This window comes from Pseudolabrys sp. (genome assembly GCF_050250095.1).
GTDB lineage: Bacteria > Pseudomonadota > Alphaproteobacteria > Rhizobiales > Xanthobacteraceae > Pseudolabrys.
Genome location: NZ_JBFWPH010000003.1, coordinates 66,272 through 87,166, shown reverse-complemented (window position 1 = coordinate 87,166; position 20,895 = coordinate 66,272). Strand labels below are relative to the sequence as shown.

Below are 20,895 nucleotides of genomic sequence, written 5' to 3'. Positions count from 1 at the left end.
CCGGCGTTAGCGGTAATATCGGCGCGGGCCGGGGCGTTCGCCCACATACTGGCCGTTGACGCAGGCATCCCTGTTGGCGCCGAACACCGCGTGGAAGCCGCGGCACGGCTGAATGACCGAGTCGATCAGCGCGACGGTTCCGACGCCGGCCACGCCACCGGTCGCCACTGCGCCGGCCGCGGTCGTGGGCAGCAGAACGCCGCCGGCGGTCGCGCCCCACCAGCCGTTATAGAGGCCGACGCCCGCCACGGTGCCGACCACCGCGCCGGTGCCGACTTCGGCCGCGGCGGTGGTGCGGTTCATTTCCGCGAAAGCCGGAGTCGACAAAGCCGCAACGGTTGCGGCGGCTGCAATCGCCAATGCTGTCTTGCGCATGGAACTCTCCTTTTCAGTCTGCACACTGCGGTTGAAAACACATGGTGGGAGCATGCGTTCCGCTCAACGCGGAAAACCTCATATGTGCAGCGAATGTGCAGGCAATTCGGCGGCGATGTGGTGATGTTCGGAAAACTGCGGCGCTGCGATGTTTCAAAATTGGCCCGTCCGTGGCATGACAAGCCCAGGAGCCTCGCGGGACGCTGCGCACGATGAATCAACAGAATCTTCCCATCGCCGTTGTCGGCGGCGGTATTGGCGGACTCTCCGCGGCGCTGTCGCTGCTGCGCGCGGGATTCGACGTGCATGTCTACGAACAGGCCCGCGAGCTGCGCGAAGTCGGCGCCGGGCTCGTCATCGGTCCCAATGCCAGCCTGTTGCTCTACGGTCTCGGCCTGAAAGACGCGATGGAGGCAGCCGGTGTTGCGCCGCTCGCGTGGCGGCAGCGCCGCTGGCAGGACGGCCAGACGCTGCTGCTCAGCGAGCTCGCATCGCGCACGCCGCCGGAATTCGGCGCGCCGCTCTACACCACGCATCGCGCCGATATTCTCGGCATGCTGGCGGCGGCGATCCCCGCCGGGCGTTTGCATCTCGGCCACAAGCTGGCGACGCTCACCGACGACGGTCGCAAGGTCACGCTGTCGTTCGAAAACGGCGCAACGGCGACGGCCTCCGCCGCGGTCGGCGCCGACGGCATCCATTCGGCGGTGCGGCGAGTGCTCTACGGCGAGGAGCATCCGCGCTTCACCGGCTGTGTCGCCTGGCGCGGCATGGTGCCGGCGGACAAGGTCGCGCATCTCGATCTGCCGAAGGAGTCGCAGCTCTGGATGGGGCCGGGCAAGCACTTCGTGCACTATCCGGTCAGCGGCGAGCGGCTGATCAATTTCGTTTGCCTCGTCGACCGCGACGGCTGGACCAAGGAATCCTGGACCGAGCGCGGCGATATCAAGGACGTGCTCGCCGCCTATGACGGCTGGCACCCACAAGTCACGAGCCTGATCGGCGCGGTGAACGAGATTTTCGTATGGGGCCTGTTCGACCGCGAGCCGCTGCCGCGCTGGTCGACCGGCCGCGTGACGCTGCTCGGCGATGCCTGCCATCCGATGCTGCCGTTTCTCGCGCAGGGCGCGGCGCAGGCCATCGAAGACGGCTGCGTGCTCGCGGCCTGCCTGAAACGCGGCGGCGACATGGCGGCGGCGCTCGCGCGTTACGAAAGCCTGCGGCGGCCACGCACCTCGAAGATTCAATTGATCGCGCGCGGCAACAAGACCCGCAATCATCTCCCCGACGGACCGGAGCAGCGTGCGCGCGACGTCCGCATGCTGGCGGGCGACGCCGAATGGTCGATCGGCGCGACGGACTGGATCTATGACTACGATGCGGCGAAGGCGAGCGAGGATTATCTCGGTCTGCCGCCCGAGACGCTGGTGGCTTGACGATTACCGCTTGAAGCGCGGCGCGATCTCGCGGCCGAACAGATCGAGGGCGGCCGAGGCTTCGGCAAAGCTCATGTCGCCGAAGGTGGTCTGGCACAGGACGTAGTTGATGCCGGTCTGCCGCTCCAGATCGTCGAGATAGGCGGCGACGGTGTCCGGCGATCCCGCGACGCCGTGGCCGATCGTTTCCAGCGCATCCCAGTCCTGCGGATAGATATCGGCCAGCGGAAACGCGATACCGCCGCGCCGCCAGATATAGGTCATCGCGTCGATCCAGCGCGCATAGGCGCGGCGCGCGATTTGCCTCGCGGCGTCGTCGGTCGCAGCGATCACAACGTGCCGGGTAATGCCGATGCGCGGCAGATCGGCTTCCGCGCGGCCGAGCGCAGCCCATTCCTTTCTGTAGCGTGCGGCGATTTCGGCGGCGCGCGCGGCAGGCCCGAGCGAGACGACGTTCATCGCCTTTGGCACCGCCCAGACAATGGCCTCCGCGCTCGGCGCGCCGTACCACAGCGGCGGATGCGGACGCTGCGCGGGCTTCAGCGTCACGACGTAATCCTTGAAGGCGAAATGCCTGCCCTCGAAGTTCACGACGTCGCTGTCGAAGGCCTGCATCAGCACCGCGAAGGCTTCGTGATTGAGCGGGGAGGCATCCTCCGGCGCGACGCCGAACCGGCGGTGCTCCTCGAGCGCGCCGCCGCGGCCGACCCCGAGCATGATGCGGCCACCGCTCAGGTGGTCGAGCATGCAGATTTCCTCGTAGAGCCGCAGCGGGTGATAGAGCGGCATGACATGGACCAGCGCGCCGAGCCGGATGGTCGACGTCCGCTGGATCGCGGCGGCGAGGAACACGGCGGGGCTGCCGGCGGTGCCGAGCGGCGTCGAGTGGTGCTCGGCGAGGTGATAGCCGGTGAATCCGGCGCGCTCGGCCAGCGCGATCAGCCGCAGCCGGTCCTCGAAGAACGGAGCCAGTGGCGCGCCGCTGGCGTCGAGATGATCGAAGATGCCGAAGTCGAGCACGCGAAAACCCTGGATGACTGTCGCGTTGTGCATCGCCGGCGGCGGCCTTGTCCAGCGTTGGGCAGGCGTGGGCAATTTACCTGAAGTTTCATTGACCCTCGCGAATCCGATCAGTTACCGTCCCGGCGAGGCCGCATCAGGCGGTCGCAATTGCCAAGACCTCTCGGGAGGAACCAATGCGTAAAATGACTGCACTCTTGTGCGGCGCCGCCGCCTTGCTGGTCGGCGCCAGCGCAGCGCAGGCGGCTGACACCATCAAGATCGGCCTCATCATGGCCTATTCCGGCCAGTTCGCCGACACCGCCGCGCAGATGGACAATGGCGTCAAGCTGTTCCTGAAAAAATACGGCGACACCGTCGCCGGCAAGAAGATCGAGATCATCCGCAAGGACACCGGCGGTCCGAAGCCCGACGTCGCCAAGCGTCTCGCGCAGGAACTCGTGGTGCGCGACAAGGTCGACATCATCGCCGGCTTCACGCTGACGCCGGAAGCGCTCGGCGCCGCCGACATCTCGGCCGAAGCCAAGAAGTTCATGGTCGTGATGAACGCCGCGACCTCGGTCATCACCGAGAAGTCGCCCTACATCGCGCGCACCTCGCTCACCATTCCGCAGCTCGAATACGCTTTCGGAAAATGGGCGCAGAAGAACGGCGTGAAGAAGGTCTACACGATGGTGGCGGACTACGGCCCCGGCATCGACGCCGAGACCTGGTTCACCAAGGGCTTCAAGGAAGCCGGCGGCGACATCGTCGGCAATGTGCGCATGGCCGTCGCCAATCCTGACTTCTCGGCCTATGTGCAGAAGGCCAAGGACGTCAATCCCGACGCCGTCTTCATCTTCATCCCGGGCGGCGCGCAGCCGCCGGCGATGGCGAAGGCGATGCAGGAGCGCGGCTTCCCGGCCACCAAGGTGCTCGGCCAGGGCGAGATCACCATGGACGACAACGCGCTCAAGTCCATGGGCGACGCCGCGCTCGGCATCCGCACGGTGTTTCACTATTCCTGGGAGCACAAGTCCAAGGCGAACGAGGATTTCGTCAAGGCCTACAACGCCGAGTTCAAGCGTAACCCGGACGTGTTCTCGATCGGCGCCTGGGACGGCATGCACCTGATCTACGAGGCTTTGAAGAAGACCGGCGGCAAGACCGACGGCGACTCGCTGATCGCGGCGGCCAAGGGCATGAAGTGGGAGAGCCCGCGCGGCCCGATGTCGATCGACCCGCAGACCCGCGACGTCGTGCAGAACGTCTACATCCGCAAGGTGGAGAAGGTCGGCGGCGCCGTCCGGAATGTCGAGATCGACACCATCAAGGACGTCAAGGACCCGGCTCACAAGTAACCGGCAGTAAAATTCGGCAGACCGCCGAAGCACTTCTCAGGCTCAGGGCGCGCGCGGGTTTCCCCCTCGCGCGCCCTTTTGACAAGGCCTATGGTTGGCCACATTGAGTCGCCACGATCAGCCGGTCCATGGAAGCCCTCAATCTCCCCCGTCCCCGCTGGATGACCGAAGACCTCGTTCTGCTCGAGGAGCAGGCGCGGCGCTTTATCGATGCCGAATACGTGCCGCATCTCGAGCGCTGGCACGACAAGGGCATGTATGAGCGCGAGGTCTGGACCAAGGCGGGCGAGGCCGGGCTGCTGTGCGCCACGATGCCGGAGGAGTATGGCGGCGCCGGCGGCCATTTCGGCCATGAGGCAGTCATCAACCGCGAGCTGAGCCTCGCCGGCTTCGACAGTTTCGGCGCGCCGCTGCATTCCGGCATCGTCGCGCCCTACATTCTTCATTACGGCACGGAAGATCAGAAGAAGCGCTGGCTGCCGAAGCTCGCGACCGGCGAGCTGGTCGGCGCCATCGCGATGACGGAGCCCGGCACCGGCTCCGATCTGCAGGGCGTGCGCACCAGCGCCAGGAAGTCCGGCAACGGTTATCTGCTCAACGGCTCCAAGACCTTCATCACCAACGGCCAGCACGCCAATCTCATCATCGTCGTCGCCAAGACCGACGCCGCGGCCGGCGCCAAGGGCGTCTCGCTGATGGTGGTCGAGACCGACAAGGCACAGGGCTTCCGCCGCGGCCGCAAGCTGAAGAAGCTCGGGCAGGACGCCGCCGACACCTCCGAACTGTTCTTCGAGGACGTGCAGTTGCCGGCCGACAGCCTGCTCGGCACCGAGGAAGGGCAGGGCTTCTATCAGCTGATGAAGGAACTGCCGCAGGAGCGGCTGATCGTCGCGCTGCACGCCGTCGCGATGATGGAGCGCGCCGTCGCGCTCGCCGTCGACTACGTCAAGCAGCGCAAGGCGTTCGGCAAGACGATCCTCGAGTTCCAGAACACCCAGTTCGTGCTGGCCGAGTGCAAGACCGAGGCGACCATCGCCAAGGTGTTCCTCGATTATTGCATCGAGCAGCATATCGCCGGTCAACTCGACACCGTGACCGCCTCGATGGCGAAATACCGCCTGTCGGATACCTGCGGAGAAGTGATCGACCGCTGCCTGCAACTGTTCGGCGGCTATGGTTATATGGACGAATATCCGATCTCGCGGCTCTATCGCGATGCGCGTGTGCTGCGTATCTATGCGGGAACCAATGAGATCATGAAATTGTTGATCGCGCGGAGTTTGTGAGCGTGCGGACAGATCACACAATTCAGCGTCATGGCCGGGCTTGTCCCGGCCATCCACGTCTTTATCTCTATCAGTAAGATGTGGATGCCCGGCATAAAGCCGGGCATGACGACAGCGAGCTTGGAGATAGACCATGCCGGACGCTTTTATCTTCGACCATGTTCGCTCGCCGCGCGGCCGCGGCAAGGCGGATGGGGCGCTGCATGAGGTCACGGCGCTGGAGCTTGCCAGCCAGACGCTCGCCGCCATCAAAGAGCGCAACGGACTCGCCGACGACATCGTCGACGACGTGGTGCTCGGCTGCGTCGACCCGGTCGGCGAGGCCGGCGGCGACATCGCCCGCGTCGCCGCGCTGAAGGCGGGTTTTCATCAGAAGGTGCCCGGCGTGCAGATCAACCGGTTCTGCGCCTCCGGCCTCGACGCGGTGAACTTCGCTGCCGCGCAGGTGATGTCCGGCCAGCACGACATGACGATCGGCGGCGGCATCGAATCGATGAGCCGGGTCGGCATCGGCGCGTCTGGCGGCGCGTGGCCGGTCGATCCTTCGATCGCGGTGCCGAGCTATTTCATGCCGCAGGGTATTTCGGCCGATCTGATCGCGACGAAATACGGCTTCTCGCGCGACGATGTCGACGCCTATGCGGTCGAAAGCCAGAAACGGACCGCGCAGGCCTGGAACGAGGGCCGCTTCGACAAGTCCGTCATCACGATCAAGGATCCGAACGGCCTGACGATTCTCGCCAAAGATGAGCACATGCGGCCTGACACCACGATGCAATCGCTAGCGCAGCTCAACCCGTCCTTCGTGCAGATGGGTGAACTCGGCGGCTTCGACGCCGTCGCCATTCAGGCGCATCCCGAAATCGAGGCGATCAATCACGTCCATCACGCCGGCAATTCGTCCGGTATCGTCGATGGCGCAGCGGCGGTGCTGATCGCCACGAAAGAGGCGGGCGCCGCCGCCGGCCTCAAAGCCCGCGCGCGCATCAAGGCCTTCGTCAATATCGGCTCCGAGCCGGCGATCATGCTGACCGGCCCGGTCGACGTCACCAACAAGCTTCTGAAACGCACCGGCATGACGCTCGACGACATCGACTTGATCGAGGTCAACGAGGCTTTCGCCGCGGTGGTGCTGCGTTATCTGCAGGCGTTCGATCTCGATCCCGCCAAGGTCAACGTCAACGGCGGCGCGATCGCGATGGGTCATCCGCTCGGCGCGACCGGCGCGATGATTCTCGGCACCGCGATCGACGAGATGGAGCGGCGCGACGTCAACACCGCGCTCATTACGCTCTGCATCGGTGCCGGTATGGGCACCGCGACCATTATCGAGCGCGTCTAACCTTTCTTTCGGCGAATCCCATTTTCAGCGAGGCAGCCATGACCAGCTTCACTGTCGAAACCGACGCCGACGGCATCGCGCTCGTCACCTGGGACGCGCCCGGCAAGACGATGAACGTCATCGACATGGCGACCATCGAGGAACTGTCCGGCATCGTCGAGAAACTCGCGGCGGACGCGGGCGTCAAGGGCGCTGTCATCACCTCGGGCAAGGAGACGTTCTGTGCCGGCGCGGATCTGACCATGCTGGAAAGGCTGGTCGGAGTGTTCGCGCATATGCAGAAGCAGCAGGGCGCGGAAGCCGCGGCCGAGACGCTGTTCACCGAAAGCCGCAAGCTGTCGCAGCTCTATCGCCGCATCGAGACCTGCGGCAAGCCGTGGGTCGCCGCGATCAACGGCACCGCGCTCGGCGGCGGCTTCGAACTGACGCTGGCCTGCCATCACCGCGTCGCGTCGCAGAACCCGAAGACGCGCCTCGGCCTGCCGGAAATCAAGGTCGGGCTGTTTCCCGGCGCCGGCGGCACCCAGCGCGTCGCGCGCATGATCCCGCCCGCCGATGCCATGCAGATGCTCCTGAAGGGCGACCAGCTGAAACTCGATCGCGCCAAGGCGATGAAGCTGATCGACAACGTCGTTGCGCCGGACGATCTCATCAAGACGGCGAAGGACTGGATCAAGGCCGGCGGCAAAGCCAAGGCGCCGTGGGACGTCGACGGCTTCAAGCTGCCCGGCGGCCCGGTCTATTCCAAGGCCGGCATGATGGTGTTCCCGCCGGCCAATGCGATCTACCGCCGCGAAACTTACGACAACTATCCCGCTGCGCGCGCGTTGCTGCAGGTGATCTACGAGGGCCTGCAACTGCCGATGGATCAGGCGTTGCGCGTCGAGTCGCGCTGGTTCGCGAAAATCCTGCGCTCGCCGGAAGCGGCGGCGATGATCCGCACACTGTTCGTCTCGATACAGGAGCTGAACAAGGGCGCGCGCCGTCCGGCCGCGGTGCCGCCGACGAAACTGAAGAAGATCGGCGTGCTCGGCGCCGGCTTCATGGGCATGGGCATTTCGCATGTCAGCGCGATGGCCGGTCTCGAGGTCGTCGTCATCGACCGCGATCAGGAGAGCGCCGACAAGGGCAAGGCGGCGCTGCACAAGCAGATCAGCGACCGCGTCGCCAAGGGGCGCGTCAAGGCCGAAGAGCGCGACGCCATTCTCGCGCGCATCACGCCGACGGCGGATTATGCCGCGCTGAAGGATTGCGACCTGATCGTCGAGGCGGTGTTCGAGGACCGCAAGGTGAAGGCCGAAGCCTTCGCCAAGGCCAAGGCCGCCATGGGCAAGGATATCGTCTTTGCGTCGAACACTTCGACACTGCCGATCACGTCGCTGGCCGAAAGCTTCGGCGAGCCCGAACGATTCATCGGCATCCACTTCTTTTCGCCGGTCGACCGCATGATGCTGGTCGAGATCATCCTCGGAAAGAACACCGGCGACAAGGCGCTGGCCGCGGCGCTCGATTTCGTCCGCGTCATCCGCAAGACCCCCATTGTGGTGAACGACTCGCGCGGCTTCTACGCCAACCGCTGCGTGCTCAATTACATCCAGGAAGGCCACCTGATGCTGCTGGAAGGCATCCCGGCGGCGATGATCGAGAACACCGCGCGGATGGCCGGCATGCCGGTCGGCCCGCTGTCGCTCAACGACGAGACGGGGCTCGATCTCGGCCTGCGCATCCTGCGCGCCACCGAAGCCGACCTCGGCAAGGGCGTCGTGCCGCCGGCGCAGATGAAGCTTGCCGAGGATCTGGTCGAGAAAAACGGCCGCATGGGCCGCAAGAACGGCAAGGGCTTCTACGACTATCCGCAGAACGCCCCGAAGCGGCTGTGGCCGGGGCTCGCCGAGCTTCAGCCGAAACACCTGTCGCGCGAGGAGATCGATGCGCTCGATGTCGAGGAATTGAAGCAGCGGTTCCTCGTCACGCAGGCGCTCGAGGCGGCGCGCACGGTGGAGGACGGCGTCATCACCGATGTGCGCGAGGCCGATGTCGGTTCGATCCTCGGTTTCGGTTTCGCGCCGTTCTCGGGCGGCACGCTGTCCTATATCGACATGATGGGCACGCGGAAATTCGTCGCGCTGTGCGAGCGGCTCGCGGCCAAGCACGGTCCGCGTTTCAAGCCGAACAAGCTGCTCATCGACATGGCGGCGACCGACGAGCGCTTCTACCAGCGGTTCCCGCCGGCGCGCTCGAAGGAAGCGGCTTAAACAACCACGGTCAGCCGCTTCGCTGCGCGGGTAATACCGGTATAGAGCCAGCGTTCGCGGCTGTCCTTGAACGCATAGGACTCGTCGAACAGCACGACATCGTCCCACTGCGACCCCTGCGCCTTGTGCACGGTCAGCACATAGCCGTAGTCGAATTCGTCGTAGGGGCGGCGCCTGTCCCATTCGACCTGCTCGATGCCGCCGGTGAAGCATTCCCGCCGCACCGAAACTTTGACGCCGCGCAGCCCACTCTCGTCGTCCGGCAGCAGACGCATCCCCAGAATGCCGGACTTCGGCGCGGTCTTGCTGGCGCGCTTGGCGCCGGTGCGTTCCTTCACCGTCCAAAGGCCGCCGTTGAACAGGCCTTTCTTGCGGTTGTTACGCAGGCACACCAGCTTGTCGCCGGCGGCCGGCAGTTCGCCCTCGAAGCCGCGATGCTCGCGCATGCGCAGGTTGTAGTTGCGCCGCGTCACGTTGCGGCCGACCAGCACCTGATCGGCATTGATGACGCGCTGTGGATCGAGCGCGTTGCGCCGGACCACCTGCGTCTCGCCATAGTCGCCCGGTTCGATGCGCTCGCCTTCGCGCACCTGCATCGACAGCCGCACGATCGGATCGTCCTGCGCCTGGCGGTGAACTTCGGTCAGCATCGCGTCGGGCTCGGCTTCGGTGAAGAAGCCGCCGGCATTGGCGCCGGTCTGGACCGGCGGCAGCTGCGCCGGATCGCCGAGCACCAGCACCGGCACGCCGAAGGAGAGCAGGTCGCGGCCCAGCTCGGCATCGACCATCGAACATTCGTCGATGATGATGAGGGAGGCCTTGGAAGCCGGCGCTTCGTCCCACAGATCGAAGCTCGGAATTTCCTCGCCGCTCTCGCGGGTACGATAGATCAGGCTGTGAATCGTGGAGGCGCCGCGGCATCCCTTGGCGCGCATCACCGACGCGGCCTTGCCGGTGAAGGCCGCGAACTTCACATCGCCGTCGACGCCTTCGGCAATGGTTTGCGCCAGTGTCGTCTTGCCGGTTCCGGCATAGCCGAACAGGCGGAACACCTGCGGGCTGTCGTTCTCGCCCGGCGCGTCCTCGAGCCAGGCGGACACGGCCTTCAGGGCGGCGTCCTGATGCGGGGTGAACTGAGTCATCGCCGGCATGCTTAGATGAATGTCTGCAATCCTCAAAGAAATTAAGACGTTGGCGGGCGGCTTGACTTTTCGTGTTATTTCAATATTCGTTGAATTATGGAAACGTCGGACGCCGTCGCCGCGCTGGCCGCGCTCGCCCAGGACAATCGCCTCGATGTGTACCGGCTGCTGGTGCAGGCCGGCCCCGACGGCATGCCCGCCGGCGCCGTCGCGGCGTCGCTCGGTCTCGCGCCCAATACGTTGACCTTCCATTTCGACCGGCTGCGCGAGGCCGGCCTTGTCACCGTGCGCCGCGACGGCCGCTCGATGATTTATTCCGCGCGGCTCGACGCGATGAACGACCTTGTCGGCTATCTGACCGATCAATGCTGCGGCGGACGTCCCGATCTCTGCAAGCCGGCGCGAAGCCGGCGGAAGGCGGCTGTGACATGAGCGATCGCATCTACAACGTGCTGTTTCTTTGCACCGGCAATTCGGCGCGCTCGGTCATCGCCGAGGCGATCATGAACCGCGAGGGCGGCGGACATTTCCGCGCCTTCAGCGCCGGCAGCCAGCCCAAGGGTCAGGTCAACCCGCATACGATCGCGTTGCTGCGCGGGTTGAATTACGACACCTCGCAGTTCCGTTCGAAGGCGTGGACCGAGTTCGCGCAGCCCGGCGCGCCGCAACTCGATTTCGTGTTTACCGTCTGCGACAACGCCGCCGGTGAAGCCTGTCCGGTCTGGCCGGGCCAGCCGATGACGGCGCATTGGGGCGTGCCCGATCCCGCCGAAGCTACGGGCACCGACGCCGAAATCGCCGCCGCCTTCATGGACGCCTATCGCATGCTGGCGCGGCGCATCGAGCTGTTTCTTGCGCTGCCGATGCAGAAGCTCGATCGCATGACGCTGCAGGCGAGACTCAAGGCGATCGGCAAGGAGCAGGGCGCGACCGCGCTTGCGAAGGCAGAGCATTGAGTTCAACTCCGCTCACCCCCGCGAAAGCGGGGGTCCAGGTTTATTGTCAAGAATGGCTGGATTCCCGCTTTCGCGGGAATGAGCGGGAGATGGGAACTTGCCAGTGAACGAACCCTTGCCGCGCCGTCTGCTTGCCGAAGCGCTCGGCACTGGCGTGCTGCTCGCAACCGTGGTCGGCTCCGGCATCATGGCGGAGCGGCTTGCCGGCGGAAACGCCGCGATCGCGCTGCTCGGCAACACCATCCCGACCAGCGCGATTCTGGTTGTACTGATCCTGATCTTTGGCCCGGTGTCCGGCGCGCATTTCAATCCCGCCGTCACGGCCGCTTTTGCGGTCCGGCGGGAAATGTCCGGCGGCGATACCATGCTGTACGTCTTGGCGCAGATCGCCGGCGGATTGGCCGGTGTCTGGATTGCCCACGCGATGTTCGAGATGCCGCTCTGGCAGGTGTCGCAGCATGTCCGCAGCGGACACGCGCAATGGCTCTCGGAAGCCGTCGCGACCTTCGGGCTGCTGCTGACGATTTTCGGCTGCGTCGCGCGCCGGCCCGCGGCGGTCGCCTATGCGGTGGGGCTCTATATCACCGCGGCCTACTGGTTCACGGCGTCGACCTCGTTTGCCAATCCCGCCGTGACGATCGGACGAGCCCTGACCGACACGTTCTCCGGCATCGCGCCGGCGGGCGTTCCGGGCTTTGTCGCCGCGCAGCTGGCGGGGATGGCGCTGGCGAGCGCCGCGGCGCGTGTCCTTTGGCCGGCGTCCTCTTGAAACCGCCGACAGCTGCCGCCATCTGAAATCGCCTCCCGCCGCTTGGCATAGCAGCCCCGCCGAGCGATCAGTCCCAATTGCCCCTTCGGGCGGCCTGCGTATAAGGTCGCCGACCTTTGCAACGGCCGGACCCTTCATGGCTCGCGACCAGATCGACATGACGCCCATCGAGACGCGCGACGAACTCGTCGCCTGGCTCGAGGCCGGCAACAAGCCGAAGGCGCAGTTCCGCGCCGGCACCGAACACGAGAAGTTCGCCTTCAGCCAGAAGGACCGCCGTCCGGTGCCTTACGAGGGCGCGCGCGGCATCCGCAAGCTGCTCGAAGGCATGCAGCACCTGCTCGGCTGGGAGCCGATCATGGAAGGCGAGAACATCATCGGGATGTTCGACGTCACCGGCGGCGGCGCCATTTCGCTGGAGCCCGGCGGGCAGTTCGAACTGTCCGGCGCGCCGGTCGAGACGGTGCACCAGACCTGCTCGGAGCTGATGGCGCATCTCGCGCAGCTGCGCGAGGTGGCGCGGCCGCTCGACATCCGCTTCCTCGGCATCGGCATGACGCCGGACTGGACGCGCGCCGACATGCCGAAGATGCCGAAGGGCCGCTACAAGATCATGACCAACTACATGCCGAAGGTCGGCAGTCTCGGCCTCGACATGATGTACCGGACCTGCACGGTGCAGACCAATCTCGACTTCTCCTCGGAAGCCGACATGGTGCGCAAGCTGCGCGTCTCGCTCGCGCTGCAACCGGTCGCGACCGCGCTGTTCGCCAATTCGCCGTTTACCGAAGGCAAGCCGAACGGCATGCTGTCGTTCCGCTCCCATATCTGGACCGACACCGACGCCGACCGGTCTGGCATGCTGCCGTTCGCCTTCGAGGACGGCATGGGCTTCGAGCGCTACGTCGATTACGCGCTCGACGTGCCGATGTATTTCCTCAAGCGCGGGGACCGCTACATCGACGTCGCCGGCCAGTCGTTCCGCGATCTGCTCGCCGGCAAGCTGCCCGGCGCGCCGGGCGAGCGCGCCAGCATCTCCGACTGGGCCAATCATCTGAGCACGATTTTCCCGGAGGTGCGCCTCAAGCGCTATCTCGAGATGCGCGGCTCGGATTCCGGCCCGTGGCGCCGGCTGCCGTCGCTGACCGCCTACTGGATCGGGCTCCTGTACGATGACGACGCGCTCGGCGCGGCGTGGGACATGGTCAAGGACTGGAGCGCGGCGGAACGGCAGAAGCTGCGCGACGACGTGCCGAAGCTCGGTTTCAAGGCGGCGATCCGCGACACCAATCTGCTCGAACTGGCCCGCGAAACCCTGACGCTGTCCGACGCCGGACTGCGGCGGCGCAACAAGCGCGACGCCAAGGGACAGGATGAGTCGGGTTTCCTGCGTCCGCTGCAGGAATTCGTCGAACGCGGCATCACGCCCGCCGAAGAACTGCTGGATAAGTACAACACCGTCTGGAATCGCTCGGTCGACCCGATCTATAACGAATACGCATACTGAATTCGTTCGGCTTTTGGGTTGGGCTGACATTCGCGATGGCCAGAGCGACACCGGCAACGCAGGTTCTGGAGAGATCCAGCGTTCCGTTCACCCTCCATGAGTATCAATACGACCCGTCGGCCGAGAATATCGGCCTCCAGGCCGCGCGTGCGCTCGGCATCCTGCCGATCCGCCTGCTGAAGACGCTGATGACGAAGGTGGACGACAATGTCGTCTGCGTGCTGATGCCGTCGAACCGCGACGTCAATTTCAAGAAGCTCGCCGCCGCCGCGAATGCCAAGAGCGCGGCCATGCTGCCGCCGGCCGATGCCGAGCGCCTGACCGGCTACCACATCGGCGGCATTTCTCCGTTTGGCCAGAAACGGCCGACGCCGGTCTTTCTCGAAAAAACCGTGCTCGCCTTTCCGTCGGTGTTCGTGAATGGCGGCCAGCGCGGGCTTCAGATCGAGCTGGCCACCAAGGATCTGGCGCGCGTGCTCAAGGCCGTTGCGGCCGAGATGAGCTAATTTACTCCGCTGCCTGCTGCTCCGACAGGTTGTCGAGCGAGGACACGACGTGTTCGGCCAGTGCATCGGCCAGCGCCGAGCTTTCATGCGCGTTGCGCACGAGGCCGATCCGGCAGGACGACAGTTCCGGGAAGCCGTCGGCGGCGGCGAGCACCCGCATGCCGGGGCGCAAGCCGGATTCCGGCAGGATCGACACCGCGAGGCCGGCCAACACCGCCGCGGCGACCGCGCCGGCGTTCGAGCTTGAATAGAGGATGCGATAGGGGCGGCCGATCGAGTCGAGCTTCTCGATCGCCGCGCGCCGCCAGCTGCAGGTCGGGCGGCCGAGCGCGAGCGGCACCGGCTCTTCCATGTGGGTCGGGTGGCGGTTCGACGCCACCCAGAGCAGCCGCTCGCGGCGGAAGGTTTCCGAGGCGCGTTTGCTTTCGCAGTCGGTGACGATCGCGAGATCGAGATCGTTGGCGTCGATGCGGTCGAGCAGGTCGACCGAAGGCTCGCAGATCACCGTGAGTTCGACGCCGGGATAGGCGCGCGAGAACCGCGCCATGATCTCGGGCAGATAGCGGTCGGCGTAGTCGTCCGGCACGCCGAGCCGGACCCGGCCGGAAAGCTCGGCGTCGGAGAACGCGGCGATGGTCTCCATGTTCAGCTTGACGATGCGGCGCGCGTAATCGAGCAGCCGCTCGCCGTCTTCGGTCAGCTTCGAGGCCCGGCCGTCGCGCGCGAAGATGGCGCGGTCGAGCCGCTCCTCCAGACGCTTCATCTGCATCGACACCGCCGACTGCGTCTTGTTCACCACCTCGGCGGCGCGGGTGAAACTGCCGGTCTCGGCGATGGCGATGAAAGTCCGAAGCTGGTCGACGTCGATCAGGGCGGTCATAGGCCAAATCCTTTGGGACCCGAGTCTTGTGGGGCCGATGCTTCAGAGGCGTCCGGCCCTTATATCATCGAATTTCATCGGTCGGATAAAAAACATTCGTTTCACTAATCAATGGGACGGGAGCATGGTGCAAATCACTTCCTGATTTCGGGTGGGGATTTCGGGTGGTTCGGCTCCGCCGGCGGGCCAATGCTGGTCGGCAAGTCTGCAACTTATAGGAGCATCCCATGCGCAGCTATCCTGTCCTTCCAATCGCCCTCGGCGCCCTGAGCCGGGTCGTTTCGGCCGTGGCCGTGACCGCGGCGTCGGGACTGAAAATGCTTGCCCGCGCATGGCAGAACCGCCGTGAGGCGCACGCTCTGGCCGGGCTCGAACCGCGCATGCTCGCCGACATGGGCATCAATCAGGCCGACCTGCGCGACGCCTTTTCGAGTCCGATCTGGGAAGACCCCACGCAATTGCTGCAGGAGCGGGCGGCCGAACGCCGCTGCAATCGCAGCGCCGGAGTGACCTCGCTCGTGCCCTCGGTCCCGGATGGCGCGCCGCCGGTCGAGAATGGCTTCCGCCGTCCGTCGCTCACTCGCCCGGCGCGGGCGATGATCTGACGCGCGGTTCATGAGACAGCGGCCGAGCCCTCTCAATCGGTCGTTCGATCCGGAGTGTCGCAACGATCCCCTCTTGCGTCCGGATCTTGCGCCCGCTGGCCCCACCGGCGGGCGCAAAGTTTTTCAGGCGAAGCTTTTCAGGGATGTCGCGCGACGTCGTTGCGCAGGACGCTGCGCCGGTCCTTCACCACGCCGATCCGCGCACCGAGCCGGTCGATGCCGGAGATGATGCGGCCCGTCAGCGCGCGGTCGCAGTTCATGTGGGTCGGCGCGATGAAGAACTCGGCGCGATCCCAGTCGTCGGTCCATTGCAGGCGGCTGTTGGCCTCGACCTCGAACGGCACGCGCTCGCCGCACACCGCGACGAGATAGCGCTGCGGGTGGCCGCCCGCGCGATCGAGCTGCGCGACGTAATCCTCAAGCCGCTCGACCGCTTCCGGCATGATGTTGACCCAGTAGTCGGTGGCGTAGCGTCCGCTCGCGCCCTGTAGCCCGCCGACCAGCGGGTTGAAGTACAGGTATTCGTAAGGGTGCAACTGCACGAGCTTTGCCGTGGTCCACACCGTCACGGCGGCGAGCGCAGCGAGGCCGGCCGCGGCGGCTTTCGGCCACCAGTTCCGCAGCCGTGACAACAGGGCGTCGAAGCCGATCCCGGCCAGCGCCGCCAGCATCGGCACGACGAACAGGAAGTGCCGCAGGCCGGTGAAAGCCGGGCCTTTCTCGATCACCTCGCACAGCACCGGAAACAACGCCGCGAATGCAAGCAGCGCCGTTTCGAAGGCGCGGTTGCCATGCGCGATGTCGCGCCATCGCGCGGCCAGCATGACGATTGCGACGCTCGCGCCCGCAAGCAGCACGAGCGGGAGCTTGATGAGGAGATAAGCGGGCACGTACCAGCGCGGCACCGCGTCCATCACGTAGACCCGGCCGTCGAGGATGGTGCGGATATCGTAGTGGAAATTGCCGAAGTCGACGAGGCCGCGAATGGGATTGAGCGGCGCAAGCCCGGCCCAGGGCCAGGCGACAATCATGATCGCATAGCCGATGACAAAGACCGGGATCAGCGCCAGCGCCGAACGGGCGAAAAAATCGAGCCGGTCGCGCCATGAGCTGGATCGCTTCTGCAGCGTGCGCGCCGCCACCGCGAGGCCGGCATAGCCGACGAGCAGCAGCGCCAGTACGCGGATGCCGAGCGCTGCGCCGAGCAGCAATCCGAACGGCACGATGTGGCCGGCTTGCGGCCGCGGAAACTGCCGTGTCGCGCGCAGCAGAAAGAAGAAGCCACCGGCCATCGCCGCGGCGAAGGGGATATCCTTGGTGTGGTTGAACATCGCGCCGTACCACGGCCCGCAAACCGCGAGCGCGACGGCCGCGATGAAACCGGCGCGGGGGCCGGCAATCAGCCGCGCAATCGCTGCGGTCGCCGCTATTCCGGCGATGCCGGTCAGCGCGCAGAGCACGTGGCGGATGGCATAGGGCTCGACGCCGGGCAGCAAGCGCTCGACGAGGCCGCTCACGATGTCGAACAGCCCGCCATAGAGATAGAGGTTCTTGTAGTGGAACAGCGCCTGATCGTGCAGGCCGCTGTAATAGAATTGCAGGATCAGTTCGCCGTAATGGCGCTGCACCTCTTCGTCATTGGAGACCGCGTAGTCGCCGAAGGTGGCGAGGACGAGGATGCCCAGCGCGGCGAGCAGCGCGACGATGGCGATGTCCCAAAGGTCGTAGTCCCGCAGATGCCTGCCCGACGGATCGCGCCACGACAGCCGGCCTCTGGCCACGACAAAGCGGCTGCCGGTGCTCATCGCGGCAACCGGCGTTGGACGCGCGGCCGCCGCCGCACGAAATGTTGATGGCAAAGACCCGGCAAAGTCAGCCCTATCCCCGGTTGGATTTTGACCCGCGTTCCCGCTGTTGTCATGCTGCACCTGCAAACGGGCGCGGGGACGCAAAAGGCGCCCGGATGCAATTGCGCGGCGGACCGGCTAGGGTCCGGCCATTGAGGGAGTTCTCGGCTTGGCGGCGATCATCCGGGCAGCTTTGGTTGCGCTGGCCGCGCTCGTTTTCGCGGGCGGCGCGGCGTTTGCGCAAAGCGGCTTCGACCGGCCGGGCGGCGACTACATGAGTTTCCAGCTTCGCAACGGCGACCCGGCCGCCTGCGCGACGCGCTGCGAGCGCGACAACAAGTGCCGCGCCTGGTCGTTTTCCTACCCGCGGACCGACCGCCAGCCGGCGACCTGCTGGCTCAAGAATTCCGTGCCGCCGCGGGTTGAGCGCGACTGCTGCATTTCAGGCGTGCGCGGCGCGGGCGTGATCGAGCGGCGCAGCGGCCCGATCGAATATTCGACCGACCGGCTCGGCGGCGACTATCGCTATTTCGATTTGCCCAACGATGCCAACGACGTCGCGTGCAAGGCGGCGTGCGAAGGCGACAAGAAATGCCGGGCCTGGACCTTCGTGCGCAAGGGTTACATCAGCGTCGCGCCGCGCTGCTACCTGAAGGACAAGATCAAGCGGCCGCGGCGCAAGCCGTGCTGCATTTCAGGCGTGGTGCGGTAGGGCGAACTCCGCTCATTCCCCGTTTATCTCCGATGTCATGCCCCGCGAATGCGGGGCATCCAGTAAACTAAGGCTTCGACGGTGTGTACTGGATCGCCCGCCGGAGCTTGTCATCGGGCGCGCTTGCGCGGCCCAGTGGCGGGCGATGACAATCCAAAATAATGTGGGGCGAACGACGAACTCAGCCCGTCCCGCCCACCGTGATGCGGTCCATCCGCAATGACGGCTGGCCGACGCCGACCGGCACGCCCTGGCCGTTCTTGCCGCAGGTGCCGATGCCGGGATCGAGCGCGAAGTCGTTGCCGATCATCGAGATGCGATGCAGGTCGGTCGGCCCGTTGCCGATCAGCATGGCGCCTTTCACCGGCGCGGTGACCTTGCCGTTTTCGATTCTATAGGCCTCGGTGCACTGGAACACGTATTTGCCCGACGTGATGTCGACCTGGCCGCCGCCGAAATTGACGGCATAGAGGCCATTCTTCACCGAGGCGATGATCTCCTCGGGCGCGTGCCGGCCGGCGAGCATATAGGTGTTGGTCATGCGCGGCATCGGCACATGCGCGTGGCTCTCGCGCCGGCCGTTGCCGGTCGGTTTCATGTTCATCAGCCGCGCGTTCTGCCGGTCCTGCATGTAGCCGACGAGGATGCCGTCCTCGATCAGAACGGTGCGGCCGGTCGGCGTGCCTTCGTCGTCGATCGACAGCGAGCCGCGGCGTGACGCGATGGTGCCGTCGTCGACCACGGTGACGCCCTTGGCCGCGACCTGCTGGCCCATCAGCCCGGCGAAGGCGGAGGTCTTCTTGCGGTTGAAATCGCCTTCGAGGCCGTGGCCGACCGCCTCGTGCAGCATCACGCCCGGCCAGCCGGACCCGAGTACGACGTCCATTTCGCCGGCCGGCGCCGCGACCGCCGAGAGATTGACGAGACCCTGCCGGATCGCTTCGTCGACCGCGCCGCGCCAGGACTCTTCCGTAACGAACCGCTCGAAGCCTTCGCGGCCGCCGCAGCCGTAACTTCCGGTCTCCTGCCGGTCGCCATCGCCGACCACGACCGACACGCTCATGCGCACCAGCGGCCGCACGTCGCGATAGGTCTCGCCATCGGCGCGCAAAATCTCGACCACCTGCCAGGTCGCGGCGACGCTCGCCGATACCTGCCGCACGCGCGGGTCTTTCGCGCGCGCATAAGCGTCGATCTGCTCGAGCAGCTTCACCTTGGCGTCGAACGCCGGTGTCGCGAGCGGATTGTCGTCGCCATAGAGCTTGCGGTTGGTGCGGGCCGGGGCGTCGGCGTAAGTGCCGCTGTAGCCGCCCTTGACCGCGCGCACCGCTTCCGCCGCGCGGGCGATGGCCGCTTCCGACATGTCGGAGGCGTGGGCGTAGCCGACCGCTTCGTCCTTCACCGCGCGCAGGCCGAAACCCTGCGCGGTGTCATAGGTCGCCTGCTTCAGCCGGCCGTTGTCGAATACGAGGCCTTCCGACTGGCGATATTCGAGGAACAGTTCGCCGTCGTCGGCGCCTTCGAGGCCGCGCGAGACGATCTTGCCGACCTGCCCGCGGTCGAGGCCGGCGCAGTCGATGAGGGAGGCGGTGGCTTTATCCATATGAGGCTCCGTTCCCGACACAGATAAGCCCTCGCGGCCGATTCCGCGAGAGCGCCCTAGAGCGTTTTCGAGCGAAGTGGAAACCGGTTCGCGTGAAGAAAACGCGATAAAATAAAAAGCTCTACTGGCCGGATTTACCGGGTGAAGCGGACCGAAATATCGCCGATCGGCGCCAGCGAGTAGGCGAACTCGGTTTCGTCCGTCTCGATCATCGGCGGCGGGAAGACCGAACCGCAGATGACGAGGTCGCCGGCCGAGAGCTTTTCGCCGAACGCCGCAAGCGTGTCGGCAAGATGCACCAGCAGTTCCGGGATCTTGCCGGTCAGCGCCTCGATGTCCGCCGTGCGGCCGGCCTCCGCGCCGCGGCGCACGATGCTGGCGGTCAGGCCGTCGATGCTGCCGCCGGCGCGCGCGGCTTCGCCGAGCACGACATGGCGCTGGAAAATGTCGCCGGCGAGGATCGCCTCGACTGCGTCGGGGGCGGGCGGGATGTTGAGGTCCGCGATCTCGATGGCCGGCTTCACGGCGTTGACGCAGGCCTTCGCCCGCGCCGGCGTGAAGCCGGGCAGGACAGCGCCGCCGAGCCGCACCGCGACCTCTGGCTCCGCCACCGGCTTGGTGTAGTCCTTCACATTGACGGTCGCGCCCGACGGGAGTTGCGCACCGGCCATCAGATAGCCGATCAGCGGCATCGGGATTTTCATCAGCGTCAGCGCGGCGGGAGCGCCGAATCCCATCTTCCAGCCGAGTGGCTTCTCGCCGGCCGCGATGCGTCGGCGCCGCTCCGCGAGTTGCGTCTCAAGTCCCTTGCGGACGCGCGGATCGTCGGTGAAGGCCGTCACTTGTGATGCTCCGGATGGACCTGATAGCCGGAGTCGTCGATCGAGCCGGCGCCCATCCAGCCCCACACCAGCACGACGTCTTCGTTCGAGGTGTTGTTGAAGCCGTGCCAGCAGTCGCGCGGCGAATAGACCACGTCGCCTTCGCCGGACGGCTCGAGGCCGTTCTCGGTGATGATGTGGCCCTTGCCTTTCAGCACGATGAAGAACTCGTCGCAGTTGTGATGGCGATGGCTGTCATGGCTCGCGCCGGGCTTCAGCACGGTCCAGCCGATCACGTTGTCGACGCCGGCCGATTTCTTGTCGATCAGGAACTGCACCTGCATATCGATCCAGCCGTCCTCGCGCTTGAGGCCTTCGACCTTCGGCACGTTCTTGATGTTGGTGCGGTACATCCTGGTCGCCGGAGCGTCGTCTTTCATTTTCGTCGTAGTCCCTTTGATGGCCTTGGCCAGTGCCGATCCGATTTTCTCGC

Annotated in this window: 20 protein-coding genes; 12 read left to right on the top strand and 8 right to left on the bottom strand. The window is 65.7% G+C overall.

Going from position 1 to position 20,895, the window contains the following annotated elements; translation table 11 throughout:
- Positions 1–6: 6 nt before the first annotated feature.
- Positions 7–375 (bottom strand): hypothetical protein, encoded by a 369-nt coding sequence (locus AB7F10_RS09875; protein WP_428560253.1) that lies wholly within the window; start codon positions 373–375, stop codon positions 7–9.
- 212 nt (positions 376–587) lie between these two features.
- On the opposite strand from AB7F10_RS09875, the gene AB7F10_RS09870 reads away from it, so the two are divergent.
- A complete protein-coding gene (locus AB7F10_RS09870) occupies positions 588–1,811 on the top strand; it encodes an FAD-dependent monooxygenase (RefSeq protein WP_428560251.1) in 1,224 nt (407 codons plus the stop codon).
- Positions 1,812–1,814: 3 nt separating this feature from the next.
- Here the strand turns inward: AB7F10_RS09870 and AB7F10_RS09865 are convergent, their stop codons facing one another.
- Positions 1,815–2,864 carry an LLM class flavin-dependent oxidoreductase gene (locus AB7F10_RS09865; RefSeq protein ID WP_428560248.1) on the bottom strand — a complete coding sequence of 350 codons (1,050 nt, stop codon included), beginning with the start codon at positions 2,862–2,864 and terminating at the stop codon, positions 1,815–1,817.
- A gap of 143 nt (positions 2,865–3,007) precedes the next feature.
- Here AB7F10_RS09865 and AB7F10_RS09860 point away from each other — a divergent pair, with 143 nt between their 5' ends.
- From AB7F10_RS09860 to AB7F10_RS09845, 4 genes are all read left to right on the top strand, one after another.
- Positions 3,008–4,171, top strand: a complete 1,164-nt coding sequence (locus AB7F10_RS09860) for an ABC transporter substrate-binding protein (RefSeq protein ID WP_428560246.1) — start codon at positions 3,008–3,010, stop codon at positions 4,169–4,171.
- A gap of 161 nt (positions 4,172–4,332) precedes the next feature.
- The gene (locus tag AB7F10_RS09855; protein ID WP_428560244.1) at positions 4,333–5,457 is read left to right on the top strand and encodes an acyl-CoA dehydrogenase family protein; all 1,125 of its coding nucleotides are present in this window, start codon (positions 4,333–4,335) and stop codon (positions 5,455–5,457) included.
- A gap of 133 nt (positions 5,458–5,590) precedes the next feature.
- Positions 5,591–6,799 (top strand): acetyl-CoA C-acetyltransferase, encoded by a 1,209-nt coding sequence (locus tag AB7F10_RS09850; protein WP_428560242.1) that lies wholly within the window; start codon positions 5,591–5,593, stop codon positions 6,797–6,799.
- Between the two features lie 38 nt (positions 6,800–6,837).
- Complete coding sequence (locus tag AB7F10_RS09845; protein ID WP_428560240.1) at positions 6,838–9,054, top strand: 3-hydroxyacyl-CoA dehydrogenase NAD-binding domain-containing protein; 2,217 nt, start codon at positions 6,838–6,840, stop codon at positions 9,052–9,054.
- Here AB7F10_RS09845 and AB7F10_RS09840 read toward each other — a convergent pair.
- On the bottom strand, positions 9,051–10,196 hold the full coding sequence (locus AB7F10_RS09840; RefSeq protein WP_428560238.1) for an ATP-dependent DNA helicase: 1,146 nt from the start codon (positions 10,194–10,196) through the stop codon (positions 9,051–9,053). The two genes, AB7F10_RS09845 and AB7F10_RS09840, sit on opposite strands and share 4 nt — an antisense overlap.
- A 96-nt stretch (positions 10,197–10,292) precedes the next feature.
- Between AB7F10_RS09840 and AB7F10_RS09835 the strand changes: the two genes are divergently transcribed.
- The 5 genes from AB7F10_RS09835 to ybaK all read left to right on the top strand — a co-directional run bounded on the left by AB7F10_RS09835 (position 10,293) and on the right by ybaK (position 13,934).
- Positions 10,293–10,628, top strand: a complete 336-nt coding sequence (locus AB7F10_RS09835; RefSeq protein ID WP_428560236.1) for an ArsR/SmtB family transcription factor — start codon at positions 10,293–10,295, stop codon at positions 10,626–10,628.
- Positions 10,625–11,152, top strand: coding sequence for an arsenate reductase ArsC (locus AB7F10_RS09830; RefSeq protein ID WP_428560234.1), 528 nt, complete (start codon positions 10,625–10,627; stop codon positions 11,150–11,152). Before AB7F10_RS09835 ends, AB7F10_RS09830 begins: the two co-directional genes overlap by 4 nt.
- Positions 11,153–11,249: 97 nt before the next feature.
- Positions 11,250–11,921, top strand: coding sequence for an aquaporin (locus AB7F10_RS09825; protein WP_428560232.1), 672 nt, complete (start codon positions 11,250–11,252; stop codon positions 11,919–11,921).
- Between the two features lie 136 nt (positions 11,922–12,057).
- Positions 12,058–13,428 carry a glutamate--cysteine ligase gene (locus AB7F10_RS09820; protein WP_428560230.1) on the top strand — a complete coding sequence of 457 codons (1,371 nt, stop codon included), beginning with the start codon at positions 12,058–12,060 and terminating at the stop codon, positions 13,426–13,428.
- 35 nt (positions 13,429–13,463) lie between these two features.
- Positions 13,464–13,934: a Cys-tRNA(Pro) deacylase gene (gene ybaK, locus AB7F10_RS09815; RefSeq protein WP_428560227.1), complete on the top strand. Its 471-nt coding sequence runs from the start codon at positions 13,464–13,466 to the stop codon at positions 13,932–13,934.
- A 1-nt stretch (position 13,935) separates the two neighbouring features.
- Here the strand turns inward: ybaK and AB7F10_RS09810 are convergent, their stop codons facing one another.
- Entirely contained in the window at positions 13,936–14,814 is an 879-nt protein-coding gene (locus AB7F10_RS09810) for a LysR substrate-binding domain-containing protein (RefSeq protein WP_428560225.1), read from the bottom strand.
- A 227-nt stretch (positions 14,815–15,041) separates the two neighbouring features.
- Between AB7F10_RS09810 and AB7F10_RS09805 the strand changes: the two genes are divergently transcribed.
- The gene (locus AB7F10_RS09805) at positions 15,042–15,419 is read left to right on the top strand and encodes a DUF1127 domain-containing protein (RefSeq protein WP_428560222.1); all 378 of its coding nucleotides are present in this window, start codon (positions 15,042–15,044) and stop codon (positions 15,417–15,419) included.
- Between the two features lie 137 nt (positions 15,420–15,556).
- On the opposite strand, the gene AB7F10_RS09800 is transcribed toward AB7F10_RS09805, so the two are convergent.
- Positions 15,557–17,224 carry a glycosyltransferase family 39 protein gene (locus AB7F10_RS09800; RefSeq protein WP_428560220.1) on the bottom strand — a complete coding sequence of 556 codons (1,668 nt, stop codon included), beginning with the start codon at positions 17,222–17,224 and terminating at the stop codon, positions 15,557–15,559.
- A 211-nt stretch (positions 17,225–17,435) separates the two neighbouring features.
- On the opposite strand from AB7F10_RS09800, the gene AB7F10_RS09795 reads away from it, so the two are divergent.
- Positions 17,436–17,978, top strand: a complete 543-nt coding sequence (locus AB7F10_RS09795) for a PAN domain-containing protein (RefSeq protein ID WP_428560218.1) — start codon at positions 17,436–17,438, stop codon at positions 17,976–17,978.
- Between the two features lie 181 nt (positions 17,979–18,159).
- Here AB7F10_RS09795 and tldD read toward each other — a convergent pair whose 3' ends face one another.
- The 3 genes from tldD to AB7F10_RS09780 form a co-directional block, all read right to left on the bottom strand.
- Positions 18,160–19,581 carry a metalloprotease TldD gene (tldD, locus tag AB7F10_RS09790; RefSeq protein ID WP_428560216.1) on the bottom strand — a complete coding sequence of 474 codons (1,422 nt, stop codon included), beginning with the start codon at positions 19,579–19,581 and terminating at the stop codon, positions 18,160–18,162.
- Positions 19,582–19,715: 134 nt separating this feature from the next.
- Positions 19,716–20,423 (bottom strand): fumarylacetoacetate hydrolase family protein, encoded by a 708-nt coding sequence (locus tag AB7F10_RS09785; RefSeq protein WP_428560214.1) that lies wholly within the window; start codon positions 20,421–20,423, stop codon positions 19,716–19,718.
- The gene (locus tag AB7F10_RS09780; RefSeq protein WP_428560212.1) at positions 20,420–20,842 is read right to left on the bottom strand and encodes a cupin domain-containing protein; all 423 of its coding nucleotides are present in this window, start codon (positions 20,840–20,842) and stop codon (positions 20,420–20,422) included. Before AB7F10_RS09780 ends, AB7F10_RS09785 begins: the two co-directional genes overlap by 4 nt.
- Between the last annotated feature and the right edge of the window lie 53 nt (positions 20,843–20,895).

Excerpts from the sequence above, each read along its gene's own strand:
- AB7F10_RS09855 (WP_428560244.1), top strand. The coding sequence starts at position 4,333 with ATGACCGAAGACCTCGTTCTGCTCGAGGAGCAGGCGCGGCGCTTTATC.
- AB7F10_RS09845 (WP_428560240.1), top strand. The coding sequence starts at position 6,838 with ATGACCAGCTTCACTGTCGAAACCGACGCCGACGGCATCGCGCTCGTC.
- ybaK (WP_428560227.1), top strand. The coding sequence starts at position 13,464 with ATGGCCAGAGCGACACCGGCAACGCAGGTTCTGGAGAGATCCAGCGTT.
- AB7F10_RS09820 (WP_428560230.1), top strand. The coding sequence starts at position 12,058 with ATGGCTCGCGACCAGATCGACATGACGCCCATCGAGACGCGCGACGAA.
- AB7F10_RS09780 (WP_428560212.1), bottom strand. The coding sequence starts at position 20,842 with ATGAAAGACGACGCTCCGGCGACCAGGATGTACCGCACCAACATCAAG.
- tldD (WP_428560216.1), bottom strand. The coding sequence starts at position 19,581 with ATGGATAAAGCCACCGCCTCCCTCATCGACTGCGCCGGCCTCGACCGC.
- AB7F10_RS09800 (WP_428560220.1), bottom strand. The coding sequence starts at position 17,224 with ATGAGCACCGGCAGCCGCTTTGTCGTGGCCAGAGGCCGGCTGTCGTGG.
- AB7F10_RS09875 (WP_428560253.1), bottom strand. The coding sequence starts at position 375 with ATGCGCAAGACAGCATTGGCGATTGCAGCCGCCGCAACCGTTGCGGCT.
- AB7F10_RS09860 (WP_428560246.1), top strand. The coding sequence starts at position 3,008 with ATGCGTAAAATGACTGCACTCTTGTGCGGCGCCGCCGCCTTGCTGGTC.
- AB7F10_RS09810 (WP_428560225.1), bottom strand. The coding sequence starts at position 14,814 with ATGACCGCCCTGATCGACGTCGACCAGCTTCGGACTTTCATCGCCATC.
- AB7F10_RS09865 (WP_428560248.1), bottom strand. The coding sequence starts at position 2,864 with ATGCACAACGCGACAGTCATCCAGGGTTTTCGCGTGCTCGACTTCGGC.
- AB7F10_RS09840 (WP_428560238.1), bottom strand. The coding sequence starts at position 10,196 with ATGACTCAGTTCACCCCGCATCAGGACGCCGCCCTGAAGGCCGTGTCC.
- AB7F10_RS09805 (WP_428560222.1), top strand. The coding sequence starts at position 15,042 with ATGCGCAGCTATCCTGTCCTTCCAATCGCCCTCGGCGCCCTGAGCCGG.
- AB7F10_RS09830 (WP_428560234.1), top strand. The coding sequence starts at position 10,625 with ATGAGCGATCGCATCTACAACGTGCTGTTTCTTTGCACCGGCAATTCG.
- AB7F10_RS09835 (WP_428560236.1), top strand. The coding sequence starts at position 10,293 with ATGGAAACGTCGGACGCCGTCGCCGCGCTGGCCGCGCTCGCCCAGGAC.
- AB7F10_RS09870 (WP_428560251.1), top strand. The coding sequence starts at position 588 with ATGAATCAACAGAATCTTCCCATCGCCGTTGTCGGCGGCGGTATTGGC.
- AB7F10_RS09850 (WP_428560242.1), top strand. The coding sequence starts at position 5,591 with ATGCCGGACGCTTTTATCTTCGACCATGTTCGCTCGCCGCGCGGCCGC.